The following is a 25,379-nucleotide window of genomic DNA, read 5'->3' as shown; positions in this document are numbered from 1 at the left end:
CTGTTGCGCCTTCCCGTGGAGGGCAAGGATTCACCGACCCTCCAGCACCGCCACGCGCTCACGCAACTCGCCTACTTCGAGCCGAAGTTGTGCGACCTCGTCACGCAACTCGGCAATGGCCCCTTCCGGTCCGGCCTGTCTGGCGCGATCCGTGGAGCCGGAGGTCAGAAAAGCCCCCTTGCCTTGGTGGCTCACGGCCAGACCGTCCGTCTTGAGCTTGCGAATCGCGTCTCGGGCCACGGTTACGGTCACGCCGTAAGTCTCCTGGAGTGCTGCCAGCGATGGCAGCTTCCCCGTCGCCGCGAACTCGTTGCTAGCGATCCGCTTTCGAAGTTCTTCCGCCACCTGCTGGTAGGCCGGTACGCCGGTCCACTCGACCATCTACACCCCACAGCTCGTCTTGGTCTCTGCCTCATAGTGCCCAAGCGGCGCAGGTAGGGCCAAGCCTGAGCGGCCAATCTCTGCCAGGGGGTTGCGGGAACTCTGCCTCACAGTGCACTCTGAGGCAGAGAAATCAAAGCCTCCTAACGGAGGTGGCGAACTCCTGCTAAGTCCTGCTTGACCTGCAGTTTTAGCGCCCGGAGACCCCCGCGACAGGGGGACAAAGGCAGCGTCTGTTCCTTGAGAACTCAACAGTGAACTCTGAACAGGGTGAGACTCCCTGTCCCCGCGGGCGCCCGGGTTACGGCGTCGGCGGTTGTTCCACGTGCTGGCTCTGGGTCAACCCCTTCGGGGTGCTACCCGGCACGCACCGCCCTGCTGTGGCGCCAGAGCAGCGACGATGGCGCCCCCGACACCCGGGGCTCGGGACCGGTGGGCCGTGGCGACGGCCGGCCGGGGAAGCCCCCTATCGGTTCCTCCTCCAGGAGGTTGTTGTGTTCCAACGATGTACCTGGGTGCACGCCGTACGGGACCGGTACGGCTGCAAGGCCCATCGAGTCGGATAACCCTCGCGCGGCAGCCCCAGAGCCTCTGGCTGACTCCCGCGCGTGTCTTGCAGCCCTGTGTTGCCCAGGCGCCCCCGGCACGTGATGACCGGGGGCGGTGGGGAGCGCCGGGACTCTCCCCTCGTTCCACCCCCGGCGGCCGCCTCTCACCGAGACTGCGGCCGGCGTTCCGAAGCAGCTGCCGTCTCACCACACGCCTGCGGCTGCTTCGGCTTCCAGTCCCTCCAAACAAACAGGAGTGGTGATGGCTATGTCTGCCATCGCGGGTAGGCGGTCGCCTCATGTGGCCGCGCGTCCCGCTGGGACGGTGCTGGCGTTCGAGCCTGCGCCGCACCCGGGCTTGACTGGTGCGCTGTGCGCGGCGGTTGAGCCGGAGGTCTTCTTTCCTGATCCAGAAGACCACGAGGCCGCCGCGCTGGCCAAGGGCCTGTGCGCGCAGTGCCCGGTGCGGGAGGTGTGCCTGGCCGTCGCGTTGGCGTCGGAGGGCGACGCCAAGGTGTACACACGGTTCGGTATCTGGGGCGGCAAGGACCCCCGGGAGCGGTATGCGATCTCCCGGCGTGACCGCAACACCGACGTCAACAATGCGCGGCGGCCGGTTGAGTGCGGTACGCGCCGCGGCTACCAGCAGCACCAGCGCCGGGGCGAAGTCGCCTGTGCGGCGTGCCGGTTGGCCAATGCCGCGCGCAATCGTCGGCGGCGTGTGCGTGGTGCAGCGGGGGCGGTGGCAGCATGACCGGGCCCGTGATCCTGGCCGCACAACGCGCGCCGCTGGGCGCGCTCGCACAGATCGGCGCGGTGTTCCCGGGCCTGCCTGCCGCCTGCTTCGCCATCGACGACGTGTTCCCTGACCGTCTGGACATCTCTGTCCATGACGACCTGGGCCACTTCGAGGCATGGCGGACTGCGTTGGGCATCCCCGTCGATGCGGTGGAGTACAGCACCATCCCCACTTGCATGATGCTGGTCGCCTACAGCGCGTACAGCGGTGCCGCCGTCAAGCTCGTGGGTTTCGCCCCGCTGCTGCCGGAGCGGCCGCCACTTCAGCAGGTGCTGGAGGATCTGCGGGCGGCGCAGCCCGGCGTTGAACTCGCCGAGCAGCGGCACCAGTTCCTCGATCTCGATCCCGATCTGGTGCGCGACGACTATGCCCGGCCCGCTCCCGTCCTGTGCGAGGGGATGGGGGAGGTGGCGTGATGAGTGCGTTTCTTCCGGCGGTGGCTGCGGCGGTGCCGGTGGGGGCCGGGTGGTCGCTGCACGCGGTGTGGTTGCGCCGGCGCCTCGACCGTGCGCGGCGCGACCCGCTGACCGGCCTTCCCGGCCGGGATGCTTTCCAGGCGCGGGCCCGCCGGATGCTGCGGGCCCCGGGCACGGTGGTGGTCCTGGTGGACCTCGACCGTTTCAAGGTCCTCAACGACCATCATGGCCATGGGGCGGGGGATGCGGTGCTGGCCACGACGGCGGCGCGGCTGGCCGTCTGGGCCGAGGGCCGTGGCGGGGTGGTGGCGCGGCTGGGCGGGGACGAGTTCGCCGCCGCCGTCACCGCGCCCGGTGACCTGCCGTCTGCGCTGACCTGTCTGCACGCGGCTCTGTGCGCGCCCGTGCCGTACCGCCGTCACCAGCTCCGGGTGGGGGCGTCGGTCGGTGCGTACCGGGAGGAGTGCCTGCCGCACCCGGAGCTGGGGCGGGCGTTGCGGCGGGCGGACGAGGCCATGTACGCGGCCAAACGCCTGGGCGGCGGCTGGCAGTTGGCCACCGGTCCGATCCCGTCCATGACGTCGGCCAACGGCCGCCGGACCGGGCGGCGCGGCACCTCGGGAGGAGGTGTGCGATGAGCACCTGGCACCTGAACTCCGACCGCCCGCTCTACACCCGCCACCCCGAACCCCGGGGCTGGACCGACACCTACAAGGTCTGGCGGTTCGACAGCGCGACCCTGCGCCTCGCCACCGCCGTCCACGAAGCCGGGCACGCCGTGCTCAGCATGGCCATCGGCATCCCCCTCACCGAGATGCACATCAGTGATGACCTCGGACGGGGAGACGGCCCGGGGGCGTGGGTCCGCAACGGCGGCCGGTGGAGCGTGCCGTGCCCGCAGTACATCGCCATGTGCGCCGCCGGAGAACGCGCCCAGGACCGCTGGATGCACGAGAAGGGACTGTGGACCGTCGAACGGGCCTGGGCCACCGAACGCGGCGCCCGTGACGACCGCCGGCTCGTCGTCGACGCCGTGCGCACCGCGGCCGGGCGCACGGTCGTCTTCGGTGGCCGCACGCCCGGCGCCCTGGACTACGCCACGGCACAGACCGCGGCGGACGCGGCACTGACCCCGCTGTGGGACCGGGTGCTGCGCCTGGCCGCCGCCCTCGACGGGCACGGCCACCTCACCGGCCGACAGGCCGCCCGGTACGCCGACTTGACCCACATCGCCGTCCCGTACGAGGACGGTACGGAGGTGGCGGCGTGAACCGCACGGCCAAAGCCCTCCTCGTGGCCGCGCTGGTCGGTGTGGTCGGCATGGCATTCCGAGTGTCGTGGAACGCCCAGCGGGACGTAGCCCGGACCGTCGGCGCGGACACGGTGGCGGCCTTGCTCTACCCGTTCGTGGTGGACGGGCTGATGGCCCTGGCCCTGGTCGCCACCCTCGTCCTGACCGGCCGGGACCGGGCGTTCGCGCTGCGGGTACTGGCCGGGTACACGGTGGCCTCCCTGGTCCTGAATTACGTCCACGGCCTGGTGCCCGTCCTGCACCAGGCGGCGCAGCACCGGCTGTCCGACTGGGCGCCGGCCAACTGGTGCCTGGTCCTGCTGGCCACCTCCCTGCCGGTCGGCTCGATCTTCTTCGGCTCGGACCTGGTGGCCAAGATCCTCCACCACCGACCCGAACCGGCCTCGCCCGCACCGGAGATGACCGCGGTCGGCCCGGAGGGCGTACAGGCCGTCGGTGCGGTCACGGTGGCCCTGGAGCGTACGCACCCCGTACACCCGGACACATCCGGCCCCGTACGGGATGCGAGCACGCCGGTTCCCGGGCGTACAGGCCCCCGTACGCCCACCCCCGATCCGGCACCGTACGCGCAGGTCACACCCCGTACGCCCACCCCGCACAAGACGTCGCGTACGCCCGCCGTACGGACCTCCCGTACGGCAGCTGTCAGTACCGGTGACCGGGCGTACGAGGAGGCGGAGCTGGAGCGTACGCGCCAGCGTGCGGAAGAGGCGTACGCCCAGTCCCTCGACGCCGGAACACCCATCGGACCGGCCGCGCTGGCCCGGGAGTTCGGCTTCTCCGAAGGCTGGGGCCGCAAGCGCATCAAGGCCGTCGAAGAACGCCTCGCCACCAACCGGCAGGGACTGCACCTGGTGAGCACCCCACCCCAGTGACACCCCACCCCGGCAGGCGCACGGCATGCGCCTGCCCCGAGGAACAGCGCGCCACCTGAAACCCGCATCCGATCCGATCAAGGAGACCGAACGATGGCCACACAGACGACGGGCACGACGGCCGGTCAGCAGACCACGGACTTCCACTACATCACCACCGTGCAGACCCGCGACGGGCTGCTCAACAGCCGCTCCGGCGTCCTGAGCGTCCCCACCGGATCCCGGTACACGCGCACCACCTGCTTCAACCACCTGATGGACCAGCTCACGGACGAGTACGGAACGCCGATCAGCATCCTGTTCTTCGCCCTGGAGCCCGACCAGCTCTGACACCACCACCACGCCGGACCCGGCTGCCCGCCTCCTACAGCGACGGCCGGGCCGTGCACTCACCGACAGGGAGTGTTCATCGTGACCATCGACACCGCCAAGACCGCCTGGCCCGAGAGTGTCATCGCCCGCTACCTCACCCTCGCCGGGGCCACCGTCGACCTGACCGAGTACCCGACCTGCGTCATCGCCACCTGCGCCGGATGCCCCAACGCGTCCTGGGAATGCAGCGACATCCCGACCTACGGCGACCGCCCGAACCGCGGCTCGGCCACCCGCCAGGCCGCCAACTGGGCCCAGACACACGCCGAAACATGCCGCGCCCTGCCCCGCCCCACCCAGACCCCGGCCTTGAGGACGACGTATGCATGACGACGCGTGCGAGGAATGCCGACGCTGGCGGTGCAGGGACTGCGGTGTCCACCACTGCTGCGAGCCCTGCCCGTGCGAGCGCTCCCACTCCTGCGCGTGCGAGTGCAACGCCCACGACCGGCACATGACCTGGGCCGACTGACCACCCCGAGGAGCTCCGAGCAGTTCTCGCAGCCCCTTGGATGCCGGTCTCCAGTACAGCCAACAGGCCCGGCCGCCCACCTCCTACAGCGACGGCCGGGCCCGCTCACCCCTCCAACCCTGTGGAAGGAATCGTCAGTGAATCACGGAGAAGACGAGAACGAGCTGTTCAACCGGCTGGAGGCCGAGATGAATCCCGGCCCTGCCGCGGAGGTGGTGGACCTGGACAAGGCCCGCACCGCACGCACCCAGTCCACCGAGCCTGAGCCCGAAACCGAGCCTGCCGGAACGGGTGACGGGCAGGCCGATGTGGCTCCGCCGGTGATGGTGGACGGTCCGGCGCCGGTCGGCCCGGGTTTTATGGAGCGGATCCGGGGTGCGCGGCTGCACCCGGTCGTCCCGGCCTGGCTGAAGTCGTCGGCGGAACTGAAGACGGCCGCGGGGTGGGTGGGCCGGTACTACGGCCACACGCTGGCCTACCACGCCATGCGCTCCCCCCTCTACGCCACTCGCCTCGCCCTGCAAGCCCCGCTCGGGGCGGCCCGGTTCGTCGGCGGCACGATGCGGTGGATGGCCGACGCCGAGGGTGAGCCTGTCCGGCTGGCCGCTGTACGACGTGAGGACGCGGGCGAGTACCTGCGCCTGTCACGTCAGCGTGACGGCCGGGTACGCCTGCGGACCCTGACCGCAACTCTGGCTCTGCTGATCGGAGTCGGGGCGGCGCTGGCGCTGTATGTGCTGGCTCCGGGCTGGCTCCAGGCCGTGTCCGTCAGCGCTCTGCTGCTGGCGTTCGGGTCGGCGGGCGGCCGGTCGGACGCCCCGGTCATCGCCCGGGCGGTGGAGATAGCGAAGGCGCCGAAGCTGACCAGCGACATCGTCATCAAGGCCATGGCCTCCATCGGCATCGGACAGATCAGCACAGCGGTGGCCAAAGGCCAGGACGGGATCAAGTTCGCCGCCCCCATCACCCGCGAAGGCCCGGGCTGGCGTGCCGACATCGACCTGCCCCTGGGCGTGACAGTGTCCGACGTGGCAGACCGGCGCGCCCGGCTCGCTTCCGGCCTGCGCCGCCCGCTGGGCTGTGTCTGGCCGGACGCCGACCCCAACGAGCACGAGGGACGCCTGATCCTGTGGGTGGGGGACCGGGACCTGTCCAAGACCGGCAACGTCAAGTGGGCGCTGGCCGACGCCCGCCGACACGACGTCTTCAAACGCAACCCGTTCGGCATCGACCCCCGCGGCCGCGCCCAGTCCGTGCCGCTCATCCAGCACAACGTCCTCATCGGCTCCCTGCCCGGACAGGGCAAGACCAGCGCAGTACGGGTGCTGGCCTGCGGCGCAGCCCTGGACCCGAGCGCGGAGCTGTGGCTGCACGAGAACAAGGGCACCGGAGACCTCGACTCCCTGGCCTGCGTGTCCCACCGGTTCGTCTCCGGCATCGATGACGAGTCCGTCAAGTACGCCGCAGACTCCCTGGCCCTGCTGCGCGAGGAGGTCATGCGCCGGGCCGCGGCCATCAAGAAACTCCCCCGGGATCTGTGCCCGGACAAGCGCATCACCCGGGAGATCGCCAACAAGCGCTCTCTGAAGCTCTGGCCGCTGCTCGCGGTCTTCGACGAGTGCCAGAACCTTTTCGCTCACTCCAAGTACGGCAAACAGGCAGGCGAGGACGCCGAGTTCGTCATCAAGCTCGGCCGGGCCCTGGGTGTGACCCTGGTCCTGGCGACCCAGCGGCCGGACAAGGACTCCCTGCCCACCGGCATCAGCGGCAATGTTTCCATCCGCTTCTGCCTCAAGGTCGCAGGCCAGGTCGAGAACGACATGATCCTGGGCACCAGCGCCTACAAGAACGGCCTGCGCGCGACCCAGTTCCGCGCCGAGATCGACGCCGGTAACGGCTACCTCGCAGGCGCCACCCCCATGCCGGTCGTGGTGCGCACCGCCTACCTGGACGACCCGGCCACCCACGCCATCGCGCAGAAGGCACTCGCGCTGCGCAAAGCCGAGGGCGCCCTGTCCGGCTTCGCGCTCGGCGAGGACGACCAGAAGGCCCGCGGACCGGTGTACGACCTGCTGGCCGACATCGCCAGCGTGGTGCCGGCCGGTGAAGAGCGGGTGTGGAACGAGCGGATCGGCGCCCGCCTCGCGGAGCTGCGGCCGGAGGTCTACGGCGGGTGGGAGGGCGTGACCGTCACGGCCGCGCTCAAGCCGTACGGGATCAAGGTCGCGGGTCAGGCCGGAACCACGGACGAGGGAGAGCGCACCACGCGGCGCGGCATCGTCCGCGCCGATCTCATGAAGGCAATTGCGGAGCGTGACGAAAAGCCGGGTGCGGCATAGCCGTTGGGCGGTGCTACCGGTAGCGGGTGCGCCTGCTACCGGTAGCACCCCCGCTAGCACTCCACATTGGTGCTCATCTGCGATCTAGCGCATAGCACCCCACCAGCGAAAACCCCGGAAACCGCCCTGGAAGGGGCTCTGAGACCCCCATGCCCGCTGCTACCGCCTTCCTTCTCGTCGTCACGTTCGGTTACATCGGATTGTGTGCTGCCTCGCCGTTCGGGCCCTGCCGCAAGTGCCGCGGCTGGGGCTTCAAGATGCTCACCAACCGCCAGGGCCGCCCCAAGCGCGGCCGCCACTGCCGCCGCTGCGACGGCACCGGCCGCCGCATCCGCCTCGGCCGCCACCTCTACAACCGCGCCTCCCGCATCCACCACGACGGCACCCGCTGATGCGGCGCCTGCTGTACCTCGCGCTCGCCGCGGTCCTGCTCGGCCTGGCCGTCAGCGGCTGCCCCGGCGCGCACGAGACCGGGCCCGCCACCCCGCCGCACACCACCGCAACGGAGTCCCCGTGAACCTCACCTTCTCCGCCGTCCTCCTCCTGGGCATCGCCGCGTTCTTCCTCCTGCGCTCCCGCGCCATCGGCCTCGGCGGCGCCCTGGTCGTCTTCCTCCTCGGCTTCTTCACCGCCGGAACCGGCGCCTACAAGCCCATCCACGACCTGTGCACCTCCGCCGCCACCGCCCTGGCCAACCTCCACCCCTGACCAAGGGACTTGCCATGAACCCACCGCCCGCCACCGGACCGCCCGCCCGCAGCCACCAGCTGGCCGCCGTACTGCCCAAGGCAGCCCCCGCCCTGGCCACCTCAACCGTGCTGGTCCTGGCTCGCATCTGGAACGCCAACGGCGCCCAGCATTCCGTCGGCGACGCCGTGCTGATGACCGCCCTCTCGCTCGCCGCCGCCGGGGCCGGAGCGGCCGCCTCCCTCGGCCTGTCCGGAGACTCCGTGATCGCCGGGACCGCGTTCGCCACCTCCGGGACCCTCGCCCTCGCCGGGGTCGCCGGGTACGCCGACGGCCTGCCCCTGCCCCTGCTCCTGTGGGCCCTGACCACCGCCATCGCCTACGCCCTGACCGCCCGCACCTGGCGCACCGACCGCCGCGAAACCCTCGCCCATGACCGCCACATGAACGTGCGGCGCGAGGAACACGCCCACATCGAGCGCGTGGAGGCCCTGCGGGCCGGGGCGCAGATCGAAGTGGCCCGCGAGGGCGCCCAGTACGCCCAGGCGCTCGCTGCCGCACTGACCACCCGGGCCGCGCTGCCCGGCTTCGACCCCGTCCAGCTCACCCGGGCCGGACTGCCCGAACTGCCCGCCGCCGAAAGGAAGTCCCTATGAGCCGCCGCCTCCGGCCCCGGCTGCGCGTCCAGCGCGCGACCCGGCCCCGCCCGGCACTGATCCTGACTGACACGCCCCGCCCCGGCTGCCGCGACTGCGGCGGCATCGAGTACCCCTACGGCGACGAGACCGGCGAGTACGCCGGGAGCGACTGGGAGCCCTGCGGCTGCTGGAGCGAGGACCTGCGGTGGGTCCTGCTGCCGCTGCCCAGGCTGCCCCAGCGATGGCGCCGCCAGCCCACCGGCTACAGCGACGAACCGCCGTTCTAACCCCTGCGAACTGTGCACGCCCACCGACGACTACCCCTGTCCGCACTGCTGCCAGTGCGGCGCCAACGGCTCCGGCGAACGCCCCTACTGCGTCTGCGAGTAGCCCCCAACCCATCGAAGGGAAAGCCATGTTCGAGATCCGCATCACCTGCCGGCCGGACGACGCCGACCGGATCACCCGTGCCCTGTCCGAGACGTTCACCACTGGCGCGGCGCGTCGTCGCCCCGCCCGTACTCCGGACAGGGTGCGGCTGCACGTGACCGCCGAACACCGTGAGCGGATGGCCCCCTGGCCCGCTCCCTGGTTCGCCTACGCCAAGGCGCCGGGCATCACCAGTGAGATCGGCTGGACCGCCGACCGGGCCCGCACGCACCCCCACAGCACCGCCGTGGACCGTGAGTTCTGGCTGCGCAAGGCCGCCGTGCTGGACCGCATCGCCCTGGACGACGAGGCCGCCGGTATCGGCACCGACGCCCCCGGGGCGGCGCTGGAGGCGGCCCGCCGTCTGCTCGACATCGACCGGGCCGCGGACCCCGGCCCCCGCCGCCACAGCAACAGCCCGTACACCCCGGACCACCCCGACAGCATCCGCCACCCACGCGGCTACGTCCGCCAGGAATACGCGACCTGGCACAGGACCGAAAGGAACTGACAGCGATGTCCCCCACCACCGAGCCCCTGCACGCCGCACAGCTGCGCGGCTACCAGCTCGTCTACGTCGCCGAACACCACTCCCGCATCACCTCGTACTGGTGGCACGCCTGGGACCCCTTCGGCGGCTACGCCGGGACCGCGAATTCCCCCGGACTCATCCGCCAGCTCATCGACCACCACGCCCGCAGCCACCACGAAGGAGAGTGAGCCATGTCCGGGGAAACCCCGCTCACCGTTGTCGGCAACCTGACCGCCGACCCCGAGCTGAAGTACACCAACACCGGCCAGGCCCTGGCCAAGTTCACCATCGCCTCCACCCCGCGCACCTACGACCGCCAGACCACCCAGTGGAAAGACGGAACACCCGCCTTCTTCCGCTGCACCGCCTGGCGCCAGCTGGCCGAGCACATCGCCGCAAGCCTCCCCAAGGGCACCCGCGTCATCGCCTCCGGCCACATACGCCAGCACAACTGGCAAACCCCCCAAGGTGAGAACCGCTCCATGCTCACCCTGGAAATCGACGACATCGGCCCCTCACTACGGTTCGCCACCGCCAAGGTCGAACGCGTCCAGCGCAACGGCATCACCTCCGGCCCGGCCCTCGACCCATGGTCCCCCACCGCCCCCACCAGGACCACGGTCGGAGACACGCAGGACAGCGACGAGCCACCGTTCTAGATACGCCCGGGCGGGCGCCGTCTCACCACAAGCCTGCGCCCGCCCGGTTTCTCCAGTCCCTCCAAAGAAACAGGAGAACTACCAGCATGACCCACCGTGCCGCATCCGGCCAGGGCCAACCGGCCCGTCCCGCCCAGACAAGCCACGGTCAGGACCGACCGCGCCTCCCGCCCGACGCAGGCGGCGGCATCAGCGAGCACCTGCGTACCGCCCTGGCCCTGGCTGCAACTGGCGTGCCGGTGCTGCCCCTTCGGGAAGGCAAGATGCCGTTCGCCAACTGCCGCGCATGCGCCCGCGGTGCGTGCGGCGGCCGGCCCCACATGAAGAACCCGGGTGCGTGCCACTGCCCCGCCCCGTGCCACGCCTGGGCCGCCGCGACCACCGACACCCGCGTGATCACCTCCCCCGCATGGGCCCCGGCCTGGCGCGCGGCCGGGGCGGTCGGCTACCACCCGGCCGGAGTCGGACTCACCGTCGTGGACCTGGACAGCACCCACGCCGTGGCCTGGGCACGCGAGAGTCTCCCCGCCACCCGGACCGTGCCCACCACCCGCGGAGAACACTGGATCTACCTCGGCACCATGCCCTCCGCCAACGACGTGCGGCCCGGCGTGGACATCAAGTCGCGCATGGTCTACGCCCGGTGGCTCGGCCACGGCACCGGCACCATGACCACCCTGCCCCCCGCCGTCCACGCCCTGACCGTGAAAGAAGAAACCACCCCGCCCCGGGCGGGAGTGGCCTCTTCCCCCACCCTGCGCGCCACCTGGGACCGGACAGTGGCCCACGGATGCCGCCACACCGAGCGCTACATCCGCACCGGCCTGGAACACGGCCTGGCCCTGGTACGCGCCCGCACCAAATCCGGCGCCGGATCACAGGCGTTCGGCGTGGCCCGCTTCCTGGCAGCCCAACACACACAGTGCCCCGGACCCTGCGACCTGGACACCATCGGGCAGCAGATCGTGGCCGCCGCCATATCGGTCGGCGTACCCCAGGCATACGCACAACGCGCCGTCGCCAACGGACTCCACACCGGCACCGGCAAGAGGCACGCAGCGTGAACAGCAACCCCATTCCCCCACTGCATCTGTACTCCGTGCCCACCGACCCCAAGACGCCCCCTGAGGCATCTGCGAAGCGCGAGCGCCCACGCACCGCATGGACCGCGGATCAGCTCATGACCGCCGACTTCCCGGAGCCGAAGTGGGCCGTGCCCGGCATCTTCGCAGAGGGCGTGAACCTGCTCGCCGGACCGCCCAAGGTCGGCAAGTCGTGGCTGTCCCTCGGCCTGGCCCTCGCGGTCGCGGCCGGCGGGCGCGCATTCGACTCGGTGCCCGTGCAGGGCGGCCCGGTTCTCTACCTCGCGCTGGAGGACACCCCGCGCCGTCTCCAAGGGCGCATGGGCAAGGTTTTGGGCGGTCAGGCGGCGCCAGCCGGTTTGACTCTGGTCACGGAGTGCCCGCCCTTTCCCCAGGGCGGAACCGAGGCCATCGCGGGGTGGCTGGACCGCAATCCCGATGCCCGCTTGGTGGTTATCGATGTGTTCGCCAAGATGCGTGGTAGGGCCCCGCAAGGTGTGTCGGCGTACGACACAGATTACGTCGCCGTCGGGTACGCCAAGCGGATCGCCGACCACTACAGCGTGGCTGTTGTCCTCGTCCACCACGTCCGTAAGGCGAGCTCCGAAGACTTCCTGACCGAGGTCTCCGGCACCAACGGCATCGCGGGCGCCGCGGACGCCACGCTCGTCCTGAAGCGGGCGCGCGGGCAGGCGGACGGCGTACTGCACGTCACCGGCCGCGACGTCGACGAAGCAGAGTACGCGCTCAGATTCCAAGCCGCCTCCGGCGCCTGGCAGATGCTCGATGGGCCGGTCTCGGACCACGCCATCGGTGACACCCGAGCGGCCATCCTCCGACACGTCCGCGAGAACCCCGGCGCCCGCCCACGGGACATCGCCGCCGCGCTGCCGCAGCTCGATGCCGAGAACGTCCGCCGCACCTGCTCGCGCATGGCCGCGGACGGACAGCTGACCAAGGACGCCGGGGGCCGCTACTACCCGGACACCGAGACCCGGACCCAGGGCACGCCGGAGGTGTCCCAGCTGTCCGACTGTCCCAATACCTCATCTGACCTGCACGAACAGGTGGGACAGCCAGAATCGGGACTGTCCCAGCTGTCCGACCCCCGTTCCACTGGCGACACCTCGGAAGGACCTGACCATGGCGCGTGACGAGACGCTCACGATTCCTCAGGTGATCGAGGAAATCGGCGTACCGCTGTCGACCTTCTACCGCTGGCGACAGCAGAGGAAAGGGCCGAAAACAATCAAGCTCCCGAATGGCGCGGTAAGAATCCGCCGTTCGGAACTGGAGCGCGGGAAGGCAACAGGTGTTGCCTTGTTGCCTTCCCGCAGCCACCACGACATCGACACGGCACGGGAGGAAGCGTCATGAGTCCCGCGCAGACCCAGCCGCCCGACCCGCGCACCACCCTCCGGGCAGGGCTGCCCGACCGATACCTCACCCCCGAGGACATCGCGCAGCTCTTCGACGTGCCACTGGAGACCGTCTACCAGTGGCGCAAGAAGCGCACCGGACCGCCCGGCTTCCGCGTCGGCAAGCACGTCCGCTACGACCCCGCCACCGTGCACCGCTGGGTCACTGGGCAGATGAGCCAGGAAGAGACCACCCCCGCCCGGGGGCGCGTGGTCTCTTCCATCCCCCGGCGAGCTGACGCCGAAGATGCCGCCTGAGAGCCGCTACCGGTAGCGGCTCTCAGGCTACCGGTAGCACCCCAAACTCCTCTTGATCAGGCCCGCAGCAAGTAGCGGGCCCCACCCAGCACACCCCAAAACCGGCCGGAGAGCGGCCTCCCAGGCCCTCCCCCGCCCTGCTACCGGAAAGGAGACCAGCCCCCATGGCTGGCCACGTCCAAGACCGCTGGTACAAGACCGAAACCGACTCCGACGGCAAGCCCCGACGAGTGAAGACCGATCGCCACGGCACCGGTATGCGCTACCGCGCTCGCTACGAGGGCCCCGACGGCACCGAGAAGTCAAAGAGCTTCCCCGACCGGCAGAAGCGCCTTGCGGAGAAGTGGCTCACGAACACCGCGTCCGACATGTCGCGCGGCCAGTACATCGACCCGCGCGCAGCCCGGATCACGTTCAAGCGCTACGCAGAGAAGTGGCTCAAGACGCACACCACGGAGTTGTCGAGCCAGATCGTGGCAGAGCAGCGGTTGCGTCTCCACGCGTTCCCGCTCATCGGCTCCAGGCCGCTGGACTCGTTCCGCCCCGAGCACATCCGCGAACTGGTAAGCGCCATGGAGACGAGCCCTACCGTCAGCGGAGCGTACGCGCGGAACATCTACGGCGACGTCCGCGCCGTGCTGACGGCAGCCGTTGACGACGGCCTGCTGCCTCGCAACCCCTGCTCTGCGAAGTCCGTCCGCCCGCCAGAGGCTGAGCAGCGCCGCGTTGTGCCATGGCTGCCCGCGCAGGTTCGCGCTGTCCGCACAGAGCTCCCAGAGCGGTACCGCGCCATGGTGGATGTCGGTGCAGGGTGCGGACTGCGCCAGGGCGAGATAGTCGGACTGGCTGAGGATGCGCTCGACTTCCAGGACGCCGCCCTGCACGTGGTGCGGCAAGTGAAGCTCATCCGAGGGAAGGCCGTGTTCGCCCCGCCAAAGTGCAACAAGGAGCGGGACGTACCGCTGCCTCCGTCGGTCGCCAGGGCCCTACGCGCGCACATGGACACATACAAGCCTGTGGAGGTCACTCTCCCGTGGCGGAAGCCGGACGGCCCGAAAGTCTCGGCTCGCCTCCTGTTCACGAACACGGCGAACTGGGTCGTCTGGCGAAGCAACTTCAACATTCAGGAGTGGAAGCCCGCGATCGCGGCGGCGGGTCTGATCCCCGAGGCCAGCGACAACGGCAAGTACGACTCCGCGCGCGAGCACGGCATGCACGCGCTCCGGCACTTCTACGCGTCCGTTCTGCTGGATGCCGGAGAGACCATCAAGGCAGTGAGCCAGTACCTCGGACACTCAGACCCAGGGCTGACGCTCCGCGTGTACGCGCACCTCATGCCATCGAGTCAGGAGCGCACGAGAAAGGCCATTGACGGGGTGCTTCTGCCTTCCCCACGCAGAGCTGACGGCCCAGAGACGGCCCAGTGACGCGCAACAGGCCCTCTACTCGCGCCAAACACGCAGGTAGAGGGCCTGTTGCCGCCGGATCACTGCCAGTTCTCCGGGCTTAGGCATGGTCCATCCAGTGTCGCAGACGTACGAAGGGGGCCCGCCGTCCTGTGGACCACGGACCCCTCACCAAAGAAAGTGCAGCTCAGGACCCTACAAACGCCACCATCAACAACCACACCACCGGCGCCGTCGGCAACAGCGAATCCAGCCGGTCCATGATCCCGCCATGACCGGGCAGCAGCTCGCCCATGTCCTTGATGCCCAGGTCCCGCTTGATCATCGACTCGCCGAGATCGCCCAGGGTGGCGCTGACCGCGACCGCGAGGCCGAGCAGCAGGCCCTGCCACCACACTCCGCCGTCGATCAGGAAGTGCATGCACAGCGCGCCCGCCACCATGGCGAACAGCACCGCTCCGACCAGGCCCTCGCGGGTCTTGCCGGGGCTGATGCGGGGTGCCAGCTTGTGCTTGCCGAACCGCCAGCCCACCGCATAGGCGCCGGTGTCACTGACCACGGTGAGGATGAGGAAGGTCAGCACCCGCCAGGCGCCGTCGCCCGCAGCGAGCATCAGCGCCACGAAGGTGGCGAGGAACGGTACGTAGAACGCGGCGAAGATGCCCGCCGTGACGTCCTTGAGGTAGTCGTCCGGTGGCTCCGTCATCCGCCAGACGAGCACGGCGAGCGCGGTGAAGGCCATGGCCACCCAGGCGCCCTCGGCGCCGTTCACATAGCCCGCGACGGTCATCGCGGCACCGCCGATGGCGAGCGGCACCAGCGGGGCCTTGATCGACTTCTGCTCCGCGAGCCGGGAGGTCAGCTCCCATAGCCCCACCACCACGGCGACCACGATGACGCCGAGGAAGACGGGCTTGTAGATGAACAGGGAGGCGATGATGACCGCGCCCAGGCCCAGCCCCACTCCTATCGCGGCACGTAGATCACGCCCCGCACTCTTCTTCCCCGCCTTGGCTGCGGCGGACTGCTGGGGCAGGATGTCGGGCTCCCTCTCGGCGCGTTCGCCATGGGCGCGTTCGCCATGAAACGTGGGGTCGCCGGAATGCGCGGCCCCCTGGTCACGGTCGTCCTGGTCTCCGCCTGCGTCGGGCACGATGGGCATGGGCCGAGTCTGCGCCGCCTCGCCCGCCCCATGCACAGGACCCGCCGGAACCGGGGGCCGCTGGTCCGTGGACCCCCAGTCTCCGGCGCGCGGCGGGGCTCCCCAGGATGCGTTGTTCATCGGAGTTCGTCAGACCTCGAGCAGCTCGGCTTCCTTGTGCTTGAGCAGCTCGTCCACCTGCGCGACATACTTCGCGGTGGTGTCGTCGAGCTCCTTCTCCGCACGGCGCACCTCGTCCTCGCCGGACTCCTTGTCCTTGACGAGCTTGTCCAGGGCGTCCTTGGCCTTGCGGCGGACGGAGCGGATCGAGACCTTCGCGTCCTCCCCCTTGCCCTTGGCGACCTTGATGAACTCCCGGCGGCGCTCCTCGGTGAGCTCCGGGAAGGTCACCCGGATGATGTTGCCGTCATTGCTCGGGTTGACACCCAGGTCCGAGTCGCGGATCGCCTGCTCGATGTTGCGCAGGGCGCTCTTGTCGAACGGGGTCACCACGGCCATCCGCGGTTCGGGCACCGAGAAGGACGCCAGCTGGTTGATCGGCGTCAGGGCGCCGTAGTAGTCGGCCACGATCTTGTTGAACATGGCCGGGTGCGCACGCCCGGTGCGGATCGCCGCGAAGTCCTCCTTGGCGACCACAACGGCCTTCTCCATCTTCTCCTCGGCCTCGAGGAGGATCTCTTCGATCACCACTTGCTCCTGGTGTTATCAGTAAGCAGAGCCTCGCCCCTGCGCGCGTCTTCTCCTGCACGGTGTCCGACCGGCAGGCAGTTGTCCATCCCCGTGTCGAGGTCTTCCCACGGCCCGGAGTTGTCGTCCGTGACCGTACGCCTCGGCGGGACCCTCACGGACGGTGTTACGGCGTCTCAGTCCCGCGAGTCCTGGTCGCTCACGAGCGTGCCGATCTTCTCACCCTTCACCGCGCGGGCGATGTTGCCCTCGGCGAGCAGTTCGAAGACCAGGATCGGCAGCTTGTTGTCCATGCACAGGCTGATGGCGGTGGCGTCGGCGACCTTGAGGCCGCGGGAAAGGACCTCGCCGTACTCGAGGGCGTCGAACTTCACCGCGTCGGGGTTCTTCTTGGGGTCGGAGTCATAGACCCCGTCGACGCCGTTCTTGCCCATCAGGATCGCCTCGGCATGGATCTCCAGGGCTCGCTGGGCAGCGGTGGTGTCGGTGGAGAAGTAGGGCATGCCCATGCCCGCACCGAAGATCACGACGCGGCCCTTCTCCAGGTGGCGCACGGCGCGCAGCGGGATGAACGGCTCGGCGACCTGGCCCATGGTGATGCCGGTCTGGACCCGGGTCTCCACGCCCTCCTTCACCAGGAAATCCTGGAGGGCGAGGCTGTTCATCACGGTGCCGAGCATGCCCATGTAGTCCGAGCGGGCCCGGTCCATGCCGCGCTGCTGCAGCTCGGCGCCGCGGAAGAAGTTGCCGCCGCCGATGACGACGGCGATCTCGTAGCCGTCGCGGACCACCGCCGCGATCTCGCGGGCGATGGCGTGCACGACATCGGGGTCGACACCGAGCCCTCCGCCACCGGCGAAGGCCTCACCTGACAGTTTCAGCAGGAACCGGCGGTGTTTGCCGTGGTCGGCGCTCTTGTCGTCGGCGGCCGTATGGGCGTCCGCACCCTGATTCATGGGAACTCTCCTCGTGCACATACGAAGAAGGCCACTGCCGATGGGTCCTCGCGGTTCCCTCTGCGGCAATGGCCTCCTCGTCACATCAGCGGCCGGCCGGTGGACGGCCGACTGCATACGACCCTAGCGGGTCGCGGGTCATTCGCTGCCCTGCTGATGGGGCTCAGGCGCCGACGCGGATGCGCGCGAAGCGCTTCAGCGTGACACCGGCCTCGTCCAGGATCTTCTGGACGGTCTTCTTGTTGTCCTTGGCGAAGGGCTGGTCCAGCAGGACCTGCTCCTTGAAGAAGCCGGTGACCCGACCCTCGACGATCTTCGGCAGGGCGGCCTCGGGCTTGCCCTCCTCGCGCGCGGTGGCCTCGGCGACGCGACGCTCGTTTCCCACGACCTCGGCGGGGATCGCGTCACGGGTCAGGAACTTCGGCGCGAACGCGGCGATGTGCTGCGCGATGTCCTTGGCGACCTCGGCATTCTCCTTGTCCAGCTCGACCAGGACGCCGACCTGCGGGGGCAGGTCCGCGGCGGTGCGGTGCATGTACGCGGAGACAAAACCGCCGGAGAAGACCGCGAAGCGGTCGACGACGATCTTCTCGCCGAGGGTGGCGTTGGCCTCGTCCACAAAGGCCTGGACGGTCTTGCCGGGCTCGATCTCGGAGGCCATCAGGGCCTCGACGTCGGCCGGGGCGGCCTTGGCTGCGTGCGCGACCAGGGCGTTGGCGACGGCGATGAACTTCTCGCCCTTGGCGACGAAGTCGGTCTCGCACTTGAGCTCGAGCAGCACACCCGAGGTCTTGTCCTCGGAGATGAGGGAGACGACGGCGCCGTTCTCGGTGGTGCGACTCTCGCGCTTGGCCACGCCCTTCAGGCCCTTGACGCGAACGATCTCGACGGCCTTCTCGAGGTCGCCAACGGCCTCGTCCAGCGCCTTCTTGCAGTCCATCATGCCGGCGCCGGTGAGCTCACGGAGCTTCTTGACGTCAGCGGCGGTGAAGTTCGCCATCCTTCAATCCTTCTTGTGCACTACGCCCTGCCGTGCCGCTCGGCATCCGGCAGGGCTGGTCCGTCTTGAGGTCACCACGACGGCCGACTCCCGTCCAGCGGACGGGACCCGGCCGTGGATCCACCGGGTGACGGCGGGGTCGGCGCAACGGCGACCCCGCCGTCCCTACGGCAGGGTCAGGCCTGCTCGCCGTCCGCGGCCGGCTTCGCCGGCTCCGCAGCCTCGGCGGCAGCGGCGGCCGGGGCCTCGGCGGCGGCCGGAGCCTCGTCCGCCTTCTTCTCGCCCTCGAGCAGGTCGCGCTCCCACTCGGCCAGCGGCTCGCCGGCCTTCTCGCCCGGCTTCTGGTCACCGGTCGCGGCACCGGAACGGGCGATGAGGCCCTCGGCGACGGCGTCGGCGATCACACGGGTGAGCAGGGTGACGGAGCGGATCGCGTCGTCGTTGCCCGGGATCTTGTAGTCGACCTCGTCGGGGTCGCAGTTGGTGTCGAGGATCGCGACGACCGGGATGCGCAGCTTGCGCGCCTCGCCGACGGCGATGTGCTCCTTCTTGGTGTCCACGATCCAGACGGCACTGGGCACCTTCTGCATCTCGCGGATGCCGCCGAGGGTCTTCTCGAGCTTGGCCTTCTCGCGGGACAGGACCAGGAGCTCCTTCTTGGTGAGGCCGGAGGCGGCCACGTCCTCGAAGTCGATGAGCTCGAGCTCCTTCAGGCGCTGCAGGCGCTTGTAGACGGTCGAGAAGTTGGTGAGCATGCCGCCCAGCCAGCGCTGGTTGACGTAGGGCATGCCGACCCGGGTCGCCTGCTCGGCGATGGCCTCCTGGGCCTGCTTCTTCGTACCGACGAACATGATGGAGCCGCCGTGCGCGACGGTCTCCTTGACGAACTCGTAGGCGCGGTCGATGTACGACAGCGACTGGAGCAGGTCGATGATGTAGATGCCGTTGCGCTCGGTGAAGATGAAACGCTTCATCTTCGGGTTCCAACGACGGGTCTGGTGACCGAAGTGGACGCCGCTCTCCAGCAGCTCCCGCATCGTGACGACGGCCATGGCCGCGCTCCTTGTGATACTCGGTTCCACGGCGGCCGGGCGGCCGCCGCTCCTGACGCCCCGGCGTGCCTGCCGCGAACCGCTCTGCGAGAGAGCCGTTCCCGGACCGAGGGGCACGGCCACCGCGCTGCCCCGGAGGGTCTGATGCGCCGGTGGCGGGGCGTGCGAAGTCGACCCGGTGACCCGGATCGCCATGAGAAGTGTACGGGACCGGGGAAGGGCCGGGTGACGGCGTTGTCCACAACCCACGAGTAGTCCACGGATCCCGGTCAAGATCCCCGGGATTCGCGGAAGTCGGCCACGGTGGTGCGCATGCGACTTCGCGGCGTCGGGGTGGTGTCCCCGCCCTTCCCTCTCCCCCTCCCCCGTTGCCTGAACGGCACGGGAGGTGCCCCCGTCCTGAACGGCGTGGGAGGTGCCCCCGCTTTCGCCGTTTCTCCGGGGCGGGGCCCCGGGATACGGGCAGTGATCACCGGTGCGCTTATGGCGCTCGTCCTCTGTCTGACGTGCGTCCCGGCCACGGCCGGGCCGGGCCCCGGGCCGGCCGGCCCCGACCGGGCCTGGCCGGTCGCCGGCCCGGGCGGCGCCCGGCCATTGATCGTGCGGGGCTGGGAGCCACCGCCCGTGCGCTGGGCCGCCGGCCACCGCGGAGTGGATCTCGCCGCCCGTGCGGGGCAGCCGGTGCGGGCCGCCGCCCCGGGCGAGGTGTCCTTCGCGGGCACGGTCGCGGGCCGCGGAGTGGTGTCGGTCGAGCTGTCCGGCACCGGCGACCCCCCGCTGCGCACCACCTATGAACCGGTGCGGGCCACCGTGCACAAGGGCGACCGGGTGACGGCCGGGGCGGTGCTCGGCGAGCTCGAAGCGACCCCCGGGCACTGTCCGGCGGGCTGCCTGCACTGGGGGCTGCTGCGCGAGCACACCTATCTCGACCCGCTGAGCCTGCTGCCGACCTGGATGCTGCGGCGCGCCCCCTCGCGACTGCTGCCGCTGTCAGCCGCCGACCCCGCGCAGGGCCATGGCGACCGCCGCCTCGGTGATCTGCTCCGGATCCTCGACGCCGAGTTCGATGCGGCGGACGGCGGCGTCCACCACGGCCTGCAGCAGCATGGCCGCCAGCCGCGGCTGCTCATGGCCGAGGCCGACGAGCGCCTCGCCGACCATGCCGATCAGACCGCCATGGGCGGCGCGGATCTTCTCCCGGGCGCCCGCGTCCAGTTCCCCGGCGGAGATGGCCACCACGGCCCGGTGCCGCCGGTCGCCGACCAGCGCCAACTGCCGGCGGACATATGCCTCGATCTTCGCCTCGGGCGTACCGGCCCGCTCCATCGCGGCCTCGACCTCGGCCGCCCAGACGGGGAAGTCGACGGCGCACAGTTCCTCGACCACGGCGGCCCGGGAGCGGAAGTACTCATAGACCGAGGACCTCGCCAGTCCGGTGCGCTCGGCGAGGGCGGGGAAGGTCAGTGCCTCCGTACCGCCTTCGGACAGCAGAGAACGGGCGGCGTCCAGCAAAGCGCCGCGCTGCATCGTCCGGTGCTCGACCACTGAGGCCGCTCGAATCCTGGGCACGCCCCCACTCTACGGACCGACCGGTCCGGCGACGACGGCGGAGGGACGATTCGGCGCTCCTCAGCGCCCCACATCCGCCAGCTTGGCCCGCAGCTGGAGTACCGACTTGGTGTGGATCTGGCTGACCCTGCTCTCCGTGACGCCGAGCACATGCCCGATCTCGGCGAGCGTCAGGCCCTCGTAGTAGTAGAGGGTGACGACGGTCTTCTCGCGGTCCGGCAGGGTGTTGATGGCACGGGCGAGCAGCCGGCGCAGCTCATGATCCTCGGCCACCTCGACCGGGTCGTCGGCGGCGGTGTCCTCGAGCGTGTCCATCAGGCTGAGCCGCTCGCCGCCCTCACCGCCCACGTGCAGCAGCTCCTCCAGCGCCACCACATTGGCCAGCGACAACTGGCTGAATACCGTGTGGAGTTCATCGAGGGAGATCCCCATCTCCGCCGCCACCTCCGCTTCGGAGGGCGTACGGTGCAGCGCGGCCTCCAGGGTGGCGTAGGCGCGCTCGACGGCCCGTGCCTTCTGCCGGACCGAGCGCGGGATCCAGTCCAGCGCCCGCAGTTCATCGATCATCGCCCCGCGGATGCGGGTGATGGCATAGGTCTCGAACTTGATGGACCGGCCGGGATCGAATTTCTCGATGGCATCGATGAGGCCGAAGACCCCGGAGGACACGAAGTCCGCCTGCTCGACATTGGACGGCAGCCCGACGCTGACCCGCCCCGCCACATACTTCACCAGGGGTGAGTAGTGGAGGATCAGCTGCTCCCGCAGTCGTTCGTCGCCCGATGCCTTGTACGACCGCCACAGCTCATCGAGCGTCGAGGGTGCGGGAGGGCGCACGGCGCCGCGTGCTGCGGGTGGCGCGGCGGCGCGGTCGGACCCGGAGGGTTGCTGGGGCATTCGTCGTCTTGAGCCGTTCTGCTGTGACATGGATCGGGTGGTACGAATGGCTGGAATTGCGTGAGCGTAGCGTGACCGAAGTGCCGCGCCGCGCGATGAAGATCCCTTCGGTGTGCGGGGGCGCGATCCGCCGGCCACGCTCCCCGACGACCGCCGGGCCCTCGGGCCGCACAGTGCCCGGCGTATCGGCCGCCGTGGTCACGTCCTTAACCCTTTCACCCGATCGCCCCAGGTCAAGGTCCGCCTCGCCGCACAGCGGGGCGCCGTCCGGGGGGCTTGGGTATGCCGGATGTTGACGGCGGGTCAGCCAACTGCCAGCGATCGCCCCGCCGTTCCACAAAGCCCAGGGACTGGAGCTCATAGAGCTTGCCGAGCGTACGGTCCCGGCCCAGACCGGCGTTGAGGGCGACACACTCCGTGTTCCCGCCACGGCCGGGCACGGCTTCCAGCACCCCTGCCGTCAGCGAGTCCAGCAGATCCCTGGCCACCACGGGCCCCCGGCGCTCGGGAGCCAGTTCCCCCATGTCGCCCACCAGTTCGGCGACTTCGTCGGCGTCACTCACCAGGCACGCCCCCTCGCGCAGCAGCTGGTGCACCCCCGTGGACAGCCCCGAGGTGACCGGTCCCGGAACGCCCATCGTGTACCGGCCGAGCTCCCGGGCCCTGCGCGCGGTGACCAGCGAACCGCTGCGATATTCGGCCTCCACCACGACCGTCCCCCGCGTCAATGCGGCGATGACCCGATTGCGCAGCACAAAGCGGCTCCGGGTCGGATGCCCGCCCGGCGGCAACTCGGCCAACAGCAGCCCCTGTTCCGCGATCCGGCCGATCAACTCGGCATGCCCGCGCGGGTAGGGCACGTCCACCCCGGACGCCAGCATCGCCACCGTCGCCCCGCCCGCGCTGAGCGCCCCGCGATGCGCCGCGCCGTCGACCCCATAGGCCGCACCCGAGACCACCACCCAGCCCCGCTCGGCGAGCCCGGCGCCGAGCAGGGCCGCGACATGCGAGCCATAGTCGGTGCAGGCGCGGGCGCCGACCACGGCCACCGAGCGCAGCGCCCACAGCCGCACATCGGGGCTGCCGCGCACCCACAGGCCGAGCGGCCGGGCGTCGCCGAGGTCGTCGAGTTGCCGCGGCCACTCCGTCTCACCGGGGCACAGGAAGCGGCCGCCCAGCCCGGCGACGGTGTCCAGGTCGCGGCCCGGATCGAGAATGGCGGCGCGGGCCCGGCATCCGGCGAGCCGGTCCGCCCGCGCCCCGCGCGGCGGCGGCCCCTGCCCCGTGAGCCCCCGCACCAGCCCCGCGGCCCCCATCTCCCGCACCCACCGGCCCACGCTCTCGTCACCCGGCTCGGTCAGCCGGGTCAGCGCGGCCCGGGCCAGCCGCTCCTCCGGCGCCACCCGGGTCATGGCACGCCCCCGGCCATGATCGCACCCCGCCGGACCCCCGTCCGCAGCTCCAGGGACTGCCGCACGTCCGTCACGTCCGGACGGTCGTGTCCGGCGAGATCCGCCAGGGTCCAGGCGACCCGGAGCACCCGGTCGAAACCGCGTGCCGTCAGCAGTCCGCGCCCCATCTCCTGCTCGGCCTCGTCCAGCGCCCGGGGCTCGACGCGCCAGCGGGTCCGCAGCTCATGGCCGGGCACCTCGCTATTGGTGCGCCACGGTGTCTGCGCATAGCGCGCGGCGGCCCGCTCCCGGGCGGCGCGGACCCGCGCGGCGACCTCGGCCGTCGGCTCGGCCCGGGCACCGAGCCCGGCCAGCTCGGAGCGGGCCACCGGCTCGACGGTCACCCGCAGATCCACCCGGTCCAGCAGCGGCCCGGACAGCCGGGCCAGATAGCGCCTGACCACTTGGGGCGGGCAGTCGCAGCCGTCCCCGGTCAGCCCGTGTCTGCCACATGGGCAGGGGTTCGCGGCGAGCGCCAGCAGAAAGCGGGCCGGCAGCCGCATCACCCCTCCGGAGCGGGCCACCACCACATGCCCCGACTCCAGGGGCTGGCGCAGCGCATCCAGCACCCGCGGGCTGCACTCGGGCGCCTCGTCGAGGAACAGGACGCCCCGATGGGCCAGCGAGACGGCGCCCGGCCGGGGCAGCCCCGACCCGCCGCCGACCAACGAGGCCATGGACGCCGAGTGGTGCGGCGCGCAGTACGGTGCCCGGTCGATCAGGGGCTGCCCGGCGGGCAGTGTCCCGGCCACCGAGTGCACGGCCGTGACCTCCAGCGACTCCTCGGGGGTGAGCGGTGGCAACAGCCCCGGCAGCCGCTCGGCCAGCATCGTCTTGCCCGCCCCGGGCGGCCCCAGCAGGAAGAGGTGGTGCCGCCCGGCGGCGGCCACCTCCAGCGCCCGGCGTGCCCTGGGCTGGCCGGCGACTTCGGCGAGGTCGGGCCGGAACCCGCCCGGGAACGCCCCGAGGGCGTGCCCCGCGCCCGGCACCGCCAGGCCCGCCAGCATCGGGTCCGGCCGGCCCTCACCCGGCGGTTCCTCCTCGGGGACCGGCTCGTCCGTGAGTACGGCGATCAGCTGCCGCAGGCTGCGCACGCCGAGGACCTCCACGCCGGGTACCAGGGCCGCCTCCGCCGCCGTGCGCTCGGGCACCACGACCTGCCGGTGGCCCGCGTCGGCCGCGGCCAGCACCGCGGGCAGGATGCCGCGCACCGGGCGCACCCGGCCGTCCAGGCCGAGCTCCCCGATCATCATCAGGTCGGCGATCCGGCCTGGCTCGATGCGCTCGGCGGCGGCGAGCACCGCGCAGGCCACGGCGAGGTCGAAGCCGCTGCCGCCCTTGGGCACGGAGGCCGGGCTCAGCCCCACGGTGAGCTTCTTCTGCGGCCACTCGGCGCCGGAGTTCACCAGCGCCGCACGCACCCTGTCCCGGCTCTCGCTGAGGCTCTTGTCGGGGAGACCCACCAGGGTGAAGGCAGCGACGCCCGGTTCCAGGTCGGCCTGCACCTCGACCACCACGCCCTCGACGCCGACCAGGGCCACCGAACAGGTGCGGGCGAAGGCCATCACGCCACCCCCTTGACGTGCTGGACGACCGGCGCACCCCGGCTCGGCACCACGACGCCCACCAAGTCGATCCGCACCCCGCCCGGCGGCGGCCCGCCGTGCCGCTCCAGCCAGCGCTCGGCGAGCCGGCGCAGCCGCTCGGCCTTGCCGGGCGTCACGGCCGCCATCGGGTGCTGATAAGGGCTCGCCCGGCGGGTCTTCACCTCGCACACGACCAGCGCGTCGCCGTCGAGCGCCACCACATCGATCTCCCCGAGCCTGCACCGCCAATTGCGCGCGAGCACGGTCATCCCGGCCTCGGTCAGCCGGCGCGCCGCCAGGTCCTCCCCATAGCGGCCGATCGCCTGCCGGGCACGTCCGGAGCCCCACATCGGCACCACCTCCGGCACCGACTGTGAGGCATCCGCCATAAACTAT

At 70.7% G+C, this 25,379-nt stretch carries 30 protein-coding genes and 3 pseudogenes; 22 read left to right on the top strand and 11 right to left on the bottom strand.

The genetic code is table 11. From position 1 onward, the window contains the following. Positions 1-30 precede the first annotated feature (30 nt). Positions 31-381, bottom strand: a complete 351-nt coding sequence (locus ABCR83_RS10375) for a winged helix-turn-helix domain-containing protein (RefSeq protein ID WP_462694592.1) — start codon at positions 379-381, stop codon at positions 31-33. Between the two features lie 873 nt (positions 382-1,254). Between ABCR83_RS10375 and ABCR83_RS10370 the strand changes: the two genes are divergently transcribed. The 21 genes and pseudogenes from ABCR83_RS10370 (at position 1,255) to ABCR83_RS10270 (ending at position 14,644) form a co-directional block, all read left to right on the top strand. Then, entirely contained in the window at positions 1,255-1,683 is a 429-nt protein-coding gene (locus ABCR83_RS10370; RefSeq protein WP_462694591.1) for a WhiB family transcriptional regulator, read from the top strand. Continuing rightward, a complete protein-coding gene (locus ABCR83_RS10365; RefSeq protein ID WP_462694590.1) occupies positions 1,680-2,144 on the top strand; it encodes a hypothetical protein in 465 nt (154 codons plus the stop codon). Before ABCR83_RS10370 ends, ABCR83_RS10365 begins: the two co-directional genes overlap by 4 nt. Then, positions 2,144-2,782, top strand: a complete 639-nt coding sequence (locus ABCR83_RS10360) for a GGDEF domain-containing protein (protein WP_462694589.1) — start codon at positions 2,144-2,146, stop codon at positions 2,780-2,782. Before ABCR83_RS10365 ends, ABCR83_RS10360 begins: the two co-directional genes overlap by 1 nt. Further along, a complete protein-coding gene (locus tag ABCR83_RS10355; protein WP_462694588.1) occupies positions 2,779-3,414 on the top strand; it encodes a hypothetical protein in 636 nt (211 codons plus the stop codon). The genes ABCR83_RS10360 and ABCR83_RS10355 overlap by 4 nt, the downstream gene beginning before the upstream one ends. Beyond that, positions 3,411-4,331, top strand: a complete 921-nt coding sequence (locus ABCR83_RS10350) for a DUF2637 domain-containing protein (RefSeq protein WP_462694587.1) — start codon at positions 3,411-3,413, stop codon at positions 4,329-4,331. Before ABCR83_RS10355 ends, ABCR83_RS10350 begins: the two co-directional genes overlap by 4 nt. A gap of 93 nt (positions 4,332-4,424) precedes the next feature. Then, on the top strand, positions 4,425-4,661 hold the full coding sequence (locus ABCR83_RS10345) for a hypothetical protein (protein WP_462694586.1): 237 nt from the start codon (positions 4,425-4,427) through the stop codon (positions 4,659-4,661). Positions 4,662-4,742: 81 nt separating this feature from the next. Continuing rightward, positions 4,743-5,033 (top strand): hypothetical protein, encoded by a 291-nt coding sequence (locus tag ABCR83_RS10340; protein ID WP_462694585.1) that lies wholly within the window; start codon positions 4,743-4,745, stop codon positions 5,031-5,033. 279 nt (positions 5,034-5,312) lie between these two features. Further along, a complete protein-coding gene (locus tag ABCR83_RS10335; protein ID WP_462694584.1) occupies positions 5,313-7,514 on the top strand; it encodes a P-loop NTPase family protein in 2,202 nt (733 codons plus the stop codon). Between the two features lie 149 nt (positions 7,515-7,663). After that, on the top strand, positions 7,664-7,906 hold the full coding sequence (locus tag ABCR83_RS10330; protein ID WP_462694583.1) for a hypothetical protein: 243 nt from the start codon (positions 7,664-7,666) through the stop codon (positions 7,904-7,906). Next, the gene (locus tag ABCR83_RS10325; protein WP_462694582.1) at positions 7,906-8,031 is read left to right on the top strand and encodes a hypothetical protein; all 126 of its coding nucleotides are present in this window, start codon (positions 7,906-7,908) and stop codon (positions 8,029-8,031) included. Before ABCR83_RS10330 ends, ABCR83_RS10325 begins: the two co-directional genes overlap by 1 nt. Then, positions 8,028-8,222, top strand: coding sequence for a hypothetical protein (locus ABCR83_RS10320; protein ID WP_462694581.1), 195 nt, complete (start codon positions 8,028-8,030; stop codon positions 8,220-8,222). Before ABCR83_RS10325 ends, ABCR83_RS10320 begins: the two co-directional genes overlap by 4 nt. A gap of 14 nt (positions 8,223-8,236) precedes the next feature. Next, positions 8,237-8,857: a hypothetical protein gene (locus tag ABCR83_RS10315; protein ID WP_462694580.1), complete on the top strand. Its 621-nt coding sequence runs from the start codon at positions 8,237-8,239 to the stop codon at positions 8,855-8,857. Then, the gene (locus ABCR83_RS10310) at positions 8,854-9,126 is read left to right on the top strand and encodes a hypothetical protein (RefSeq protein ID WP_462694579.1); all 273 of its coding nucleotides are present in this window, start codon (positions 8,854-8,856) and stop codon (positions 9,124-9,126) included. The genes ABCR83_RS10315 and ABCR83_RS10310 overlap by 4 nt, the downstream gene beginning before the upstream one ends. Before the next feature lie 128 nt (positions 9,127-9,254). Continuing rightward, a complete protein-coding gene (locus tag ABCR83_RS10305) occupies positions 9,255-9,779 on the top strand; it encodes a hypothetical protein (RefSeq protein WP_462694578.1) in 525 nt (174 codons plus the stop codon). Between the two features lie 5 nt (positions 9,780-9,784). Beyond that, a complete protein-coding gene (locus tag ABCR83_RS10300; protein WP_462694577.1) occupies positions 9,785-9,988 on the top strand; it encodes a hypothetical protein in 204 nt (67 codons plus the stop codon). 3 nt (positions 9,989-9,991) lie between these two features. Continuing rightward, positions 9,992-10,459 (top strand): single-stranded DNA-binding protein, encoded by a 468-nt coding sequence (locus ABCR83_RS10295; RefSeq protein WP_462694576.1) that lies wholly within the window; start codon positions 9,992-9,994, stop codon positions 10,457-10,459. A 188-nt stretch (positions 10,460-10,647) separates the two neighbouring features. After that, complete coding sequence (locus ABCR83_RS10290; protein WP_462694630.1) at positions 10,648-11,523, top strand: bifunctional DNA primase/polymerase; 876 nt, start codon at positions 10,648-10,650, stop codon at positions 11,521-11,523. After that, positions 11,520-12,695 (top strand): AAA family ATPase, encoded by a 1,176-nt coding sequence (locus ABCR83_RS10285; protein ID WP_462694575.1) that lies wholly within the window; start codon positions 11,520-11,522, stop codon positions 12,693-12,695. The genes ABCR83_RS10290 and ABCR83_RS10285 overlap by 4 nt, the downstream gene beginning before the upstream one ends. Next, positions 12,685-12,840 (top strand): annotated as a pseudogene (locus ABCR83_RS10280) (helix-turn-helix transcriptional regulator); the annotation flags it as partial. The gene ABCR83_RS10285 and the pseudogene ABCR83_RS10280, both read left to right, overlap by 11 nt. Positions 12,841-12,914: 74 nt before the next feature. After that, positions 12,915-13,133 (top strand): annotated as a pseudogene (locus ABCR83_RS10275) (helix-turn-helix domain-containing protein); the annotation flags it as partial. A 248-nt stretch (positions 13,134-13,381) separates the two neighbouring features. Further along, the gene (locus ABCR83_RS10270; RefSeq protein WP_462694574.1) at positions 13,382-14,644 is read left to right on the top strand and encodes a tyrosine-type recombinase/integrase; all 1,263 of its coding nucleotides are present in this window, start codon (positions 13,382-13,384) and stop codon (positions 14,642-14,644) included. Positions 14,645-14,810: 166 nt separating this feature from the next. Here the strand turns inward: ABCR83_RS10270 and ABCR83_RS10265 are convergent, their stop codons facing one another. The 5 genes from ABCR83_RS10265 to rpsB form a co-directional block, all read right to left on the bottom strand. Beyond that, positions 14,811-15,905 carry a phosphatidate cytidylyltransferase gene (locus ABCR83_RS10265; RefSeq protein ID WP_462694573.1) on the bottom strand — a complete coding sequence of 365 codons (1,095 nt, stop codon included), beginning with the start codon at positions 15,903-15,905 and terminating at the stop codon, positions 14,811-14,813. A gap of 9 nt (positions 15,906-15,914) precedes the next feature. Further along, positions 15,915-16,472, bottom strand: coding sequence for a ribosome recycling factor (frr, locus tag ABCR83_RS10260; protein WP_462694572.1), 558 nt, complete (start codon positions 16,470-16,472; stop codon positions 15,915-15,917). Positions 16,473-16,648: 176 nt separating this feature from the next. Further along, positions 16,649-17,428: a UMP kinase gene (pyrH, locus tag ABCR83_RS10255; RefSeq protein ID WP_462694571.1), complete on the bottom strand. Its 780-nt coding sequence runs from the start codon at positions 17,426-17,428 to the stop codon at positions 16,649-16,651. A gap of 163 nt (positions 17,429-17,591) precedes the next feature. Next, positions 17,592-18,428, bottom strand: coding sequence for a translation elongation factor Ts (gene tsf, locus ABCR83_RS10250; protein ID WP_462694570.1), 837 nt, complete (start codon positions 18,426-18,428; stop codon positions 17,592-17,594). A gap of 176 nt (positions 18,429-18,604) precedes the next feature. Further along, positions 18,605-19,480 carry a 30S ribosomal protein S2 gene (gene rpsB, locus ABCR83_RS10245; RefSeq protein WP_462694569.1) on the bottom strand — a complete coding sequence of 292 codons (876 nt, stop codon included), beginning with the start codon at positions 19,478-19,480 and terminating at the stop codon, positions 18,605-18,607. 312 nt (positions 19,481-19,792) lie between these two features. On the opposite strand from rpsB, the pseudogene ABCR83_RS10240 reads away from it, so the two are divergent. Further along, positions 19,793-20,353 (top strand): annotated as a pseudogene (locus tag ABCR83_RS10240) (peptidoglycan DD-metalloendopeptidase family protein); the annotation flags it as partial. 117 nt (positions 20,354-20,470) lie between these two features. On the opposite strand, the gene ABCR83_RS10235 reads toward ABCR83_RS10240, so the two are convergent. The 5 genes from ABCR83_RS10235 to ABCR83_RS10215 form a co-directional block, all read right to left on the bottom strand. Next, complete coding sequence (locus ABCR83_RS10235) at positions 20,471-21,007, bottom strand: TetR/AcrR family transcriptional regulator (RefSeq protein WP_462694629.1); 537 nt, start codon at positions 21,005-21,007, stop codon at positions 20,471-20,473. Positions 21,008-21,109: 102 nt separating this feature from the next. Beyond that, positions 21,110-21,946 carry an RNA polymerase sigma factor WhiG gene (gene whiG, locus ABCR83_RS10230; RefSeq protein WP_462694568.1) on the bottom strand — a complete coding sequence of 279 codons (837 nt, stop codon included), beginning with the start codon at positions 21,944-21,946 and terminating at the stop codon, positions 21,110-21,112. A gap of 233 nt (positions 21,947-22,179) precedes the next feature. Next, positions 22,180-23,358 carry a DNA-processing protein DprA gene (dprA, locus tag ABCR83_RS10225; protein ID WP_462694567.1) on the bottom strand — a complete coding sequence of 393 codons (1,179 nt, stop codon included), beginning with the start codon at positions 23,356-23,358 and terminating at the stop codon, positions 22,180-22,182. Next, complete coding sequence (locus tag ABCR83_RS10220) at positions 23,355-24,962, bottom strand: YifB family Mg chelatase-like AAA ATPase (RefSeq protein WP_462694566.1); 1,608 nt, start codon at positions 24,960-24,962, stop codon at positions 23,355-23,357. The genes dprA and ABCR83_RS10220 overlap by 4 nt, the downstream gene beginning before the upstream one ends. Then, the gene (locus ABCR83_RS10215; protein ID WP_462694565.1) at positions 24,962-25,372 is read right to left on the bottom strand and encodes a YraN family protein; all 411 of its coding nucleotides are present in this window, start codon (positions 25,370-25,372) and stop codon (positions 24,962-24,964) included. Before ABCR83_RS10215 ends, ABCR83_RS10220 begins: the two co-directional genes overlap by 1 nt. Positions 25,373-25,379 lie beyond the last annotated feature (7 nt).

The sequence above is a fragment of the Streptomyces xingningensis genome (assembly GCF_054957865.1).
The sequence above is the reverse complement of the archived record's forward strand: the minus strand, read 5'-3'. Positions and strand labels throughout refer to the sequence as shown.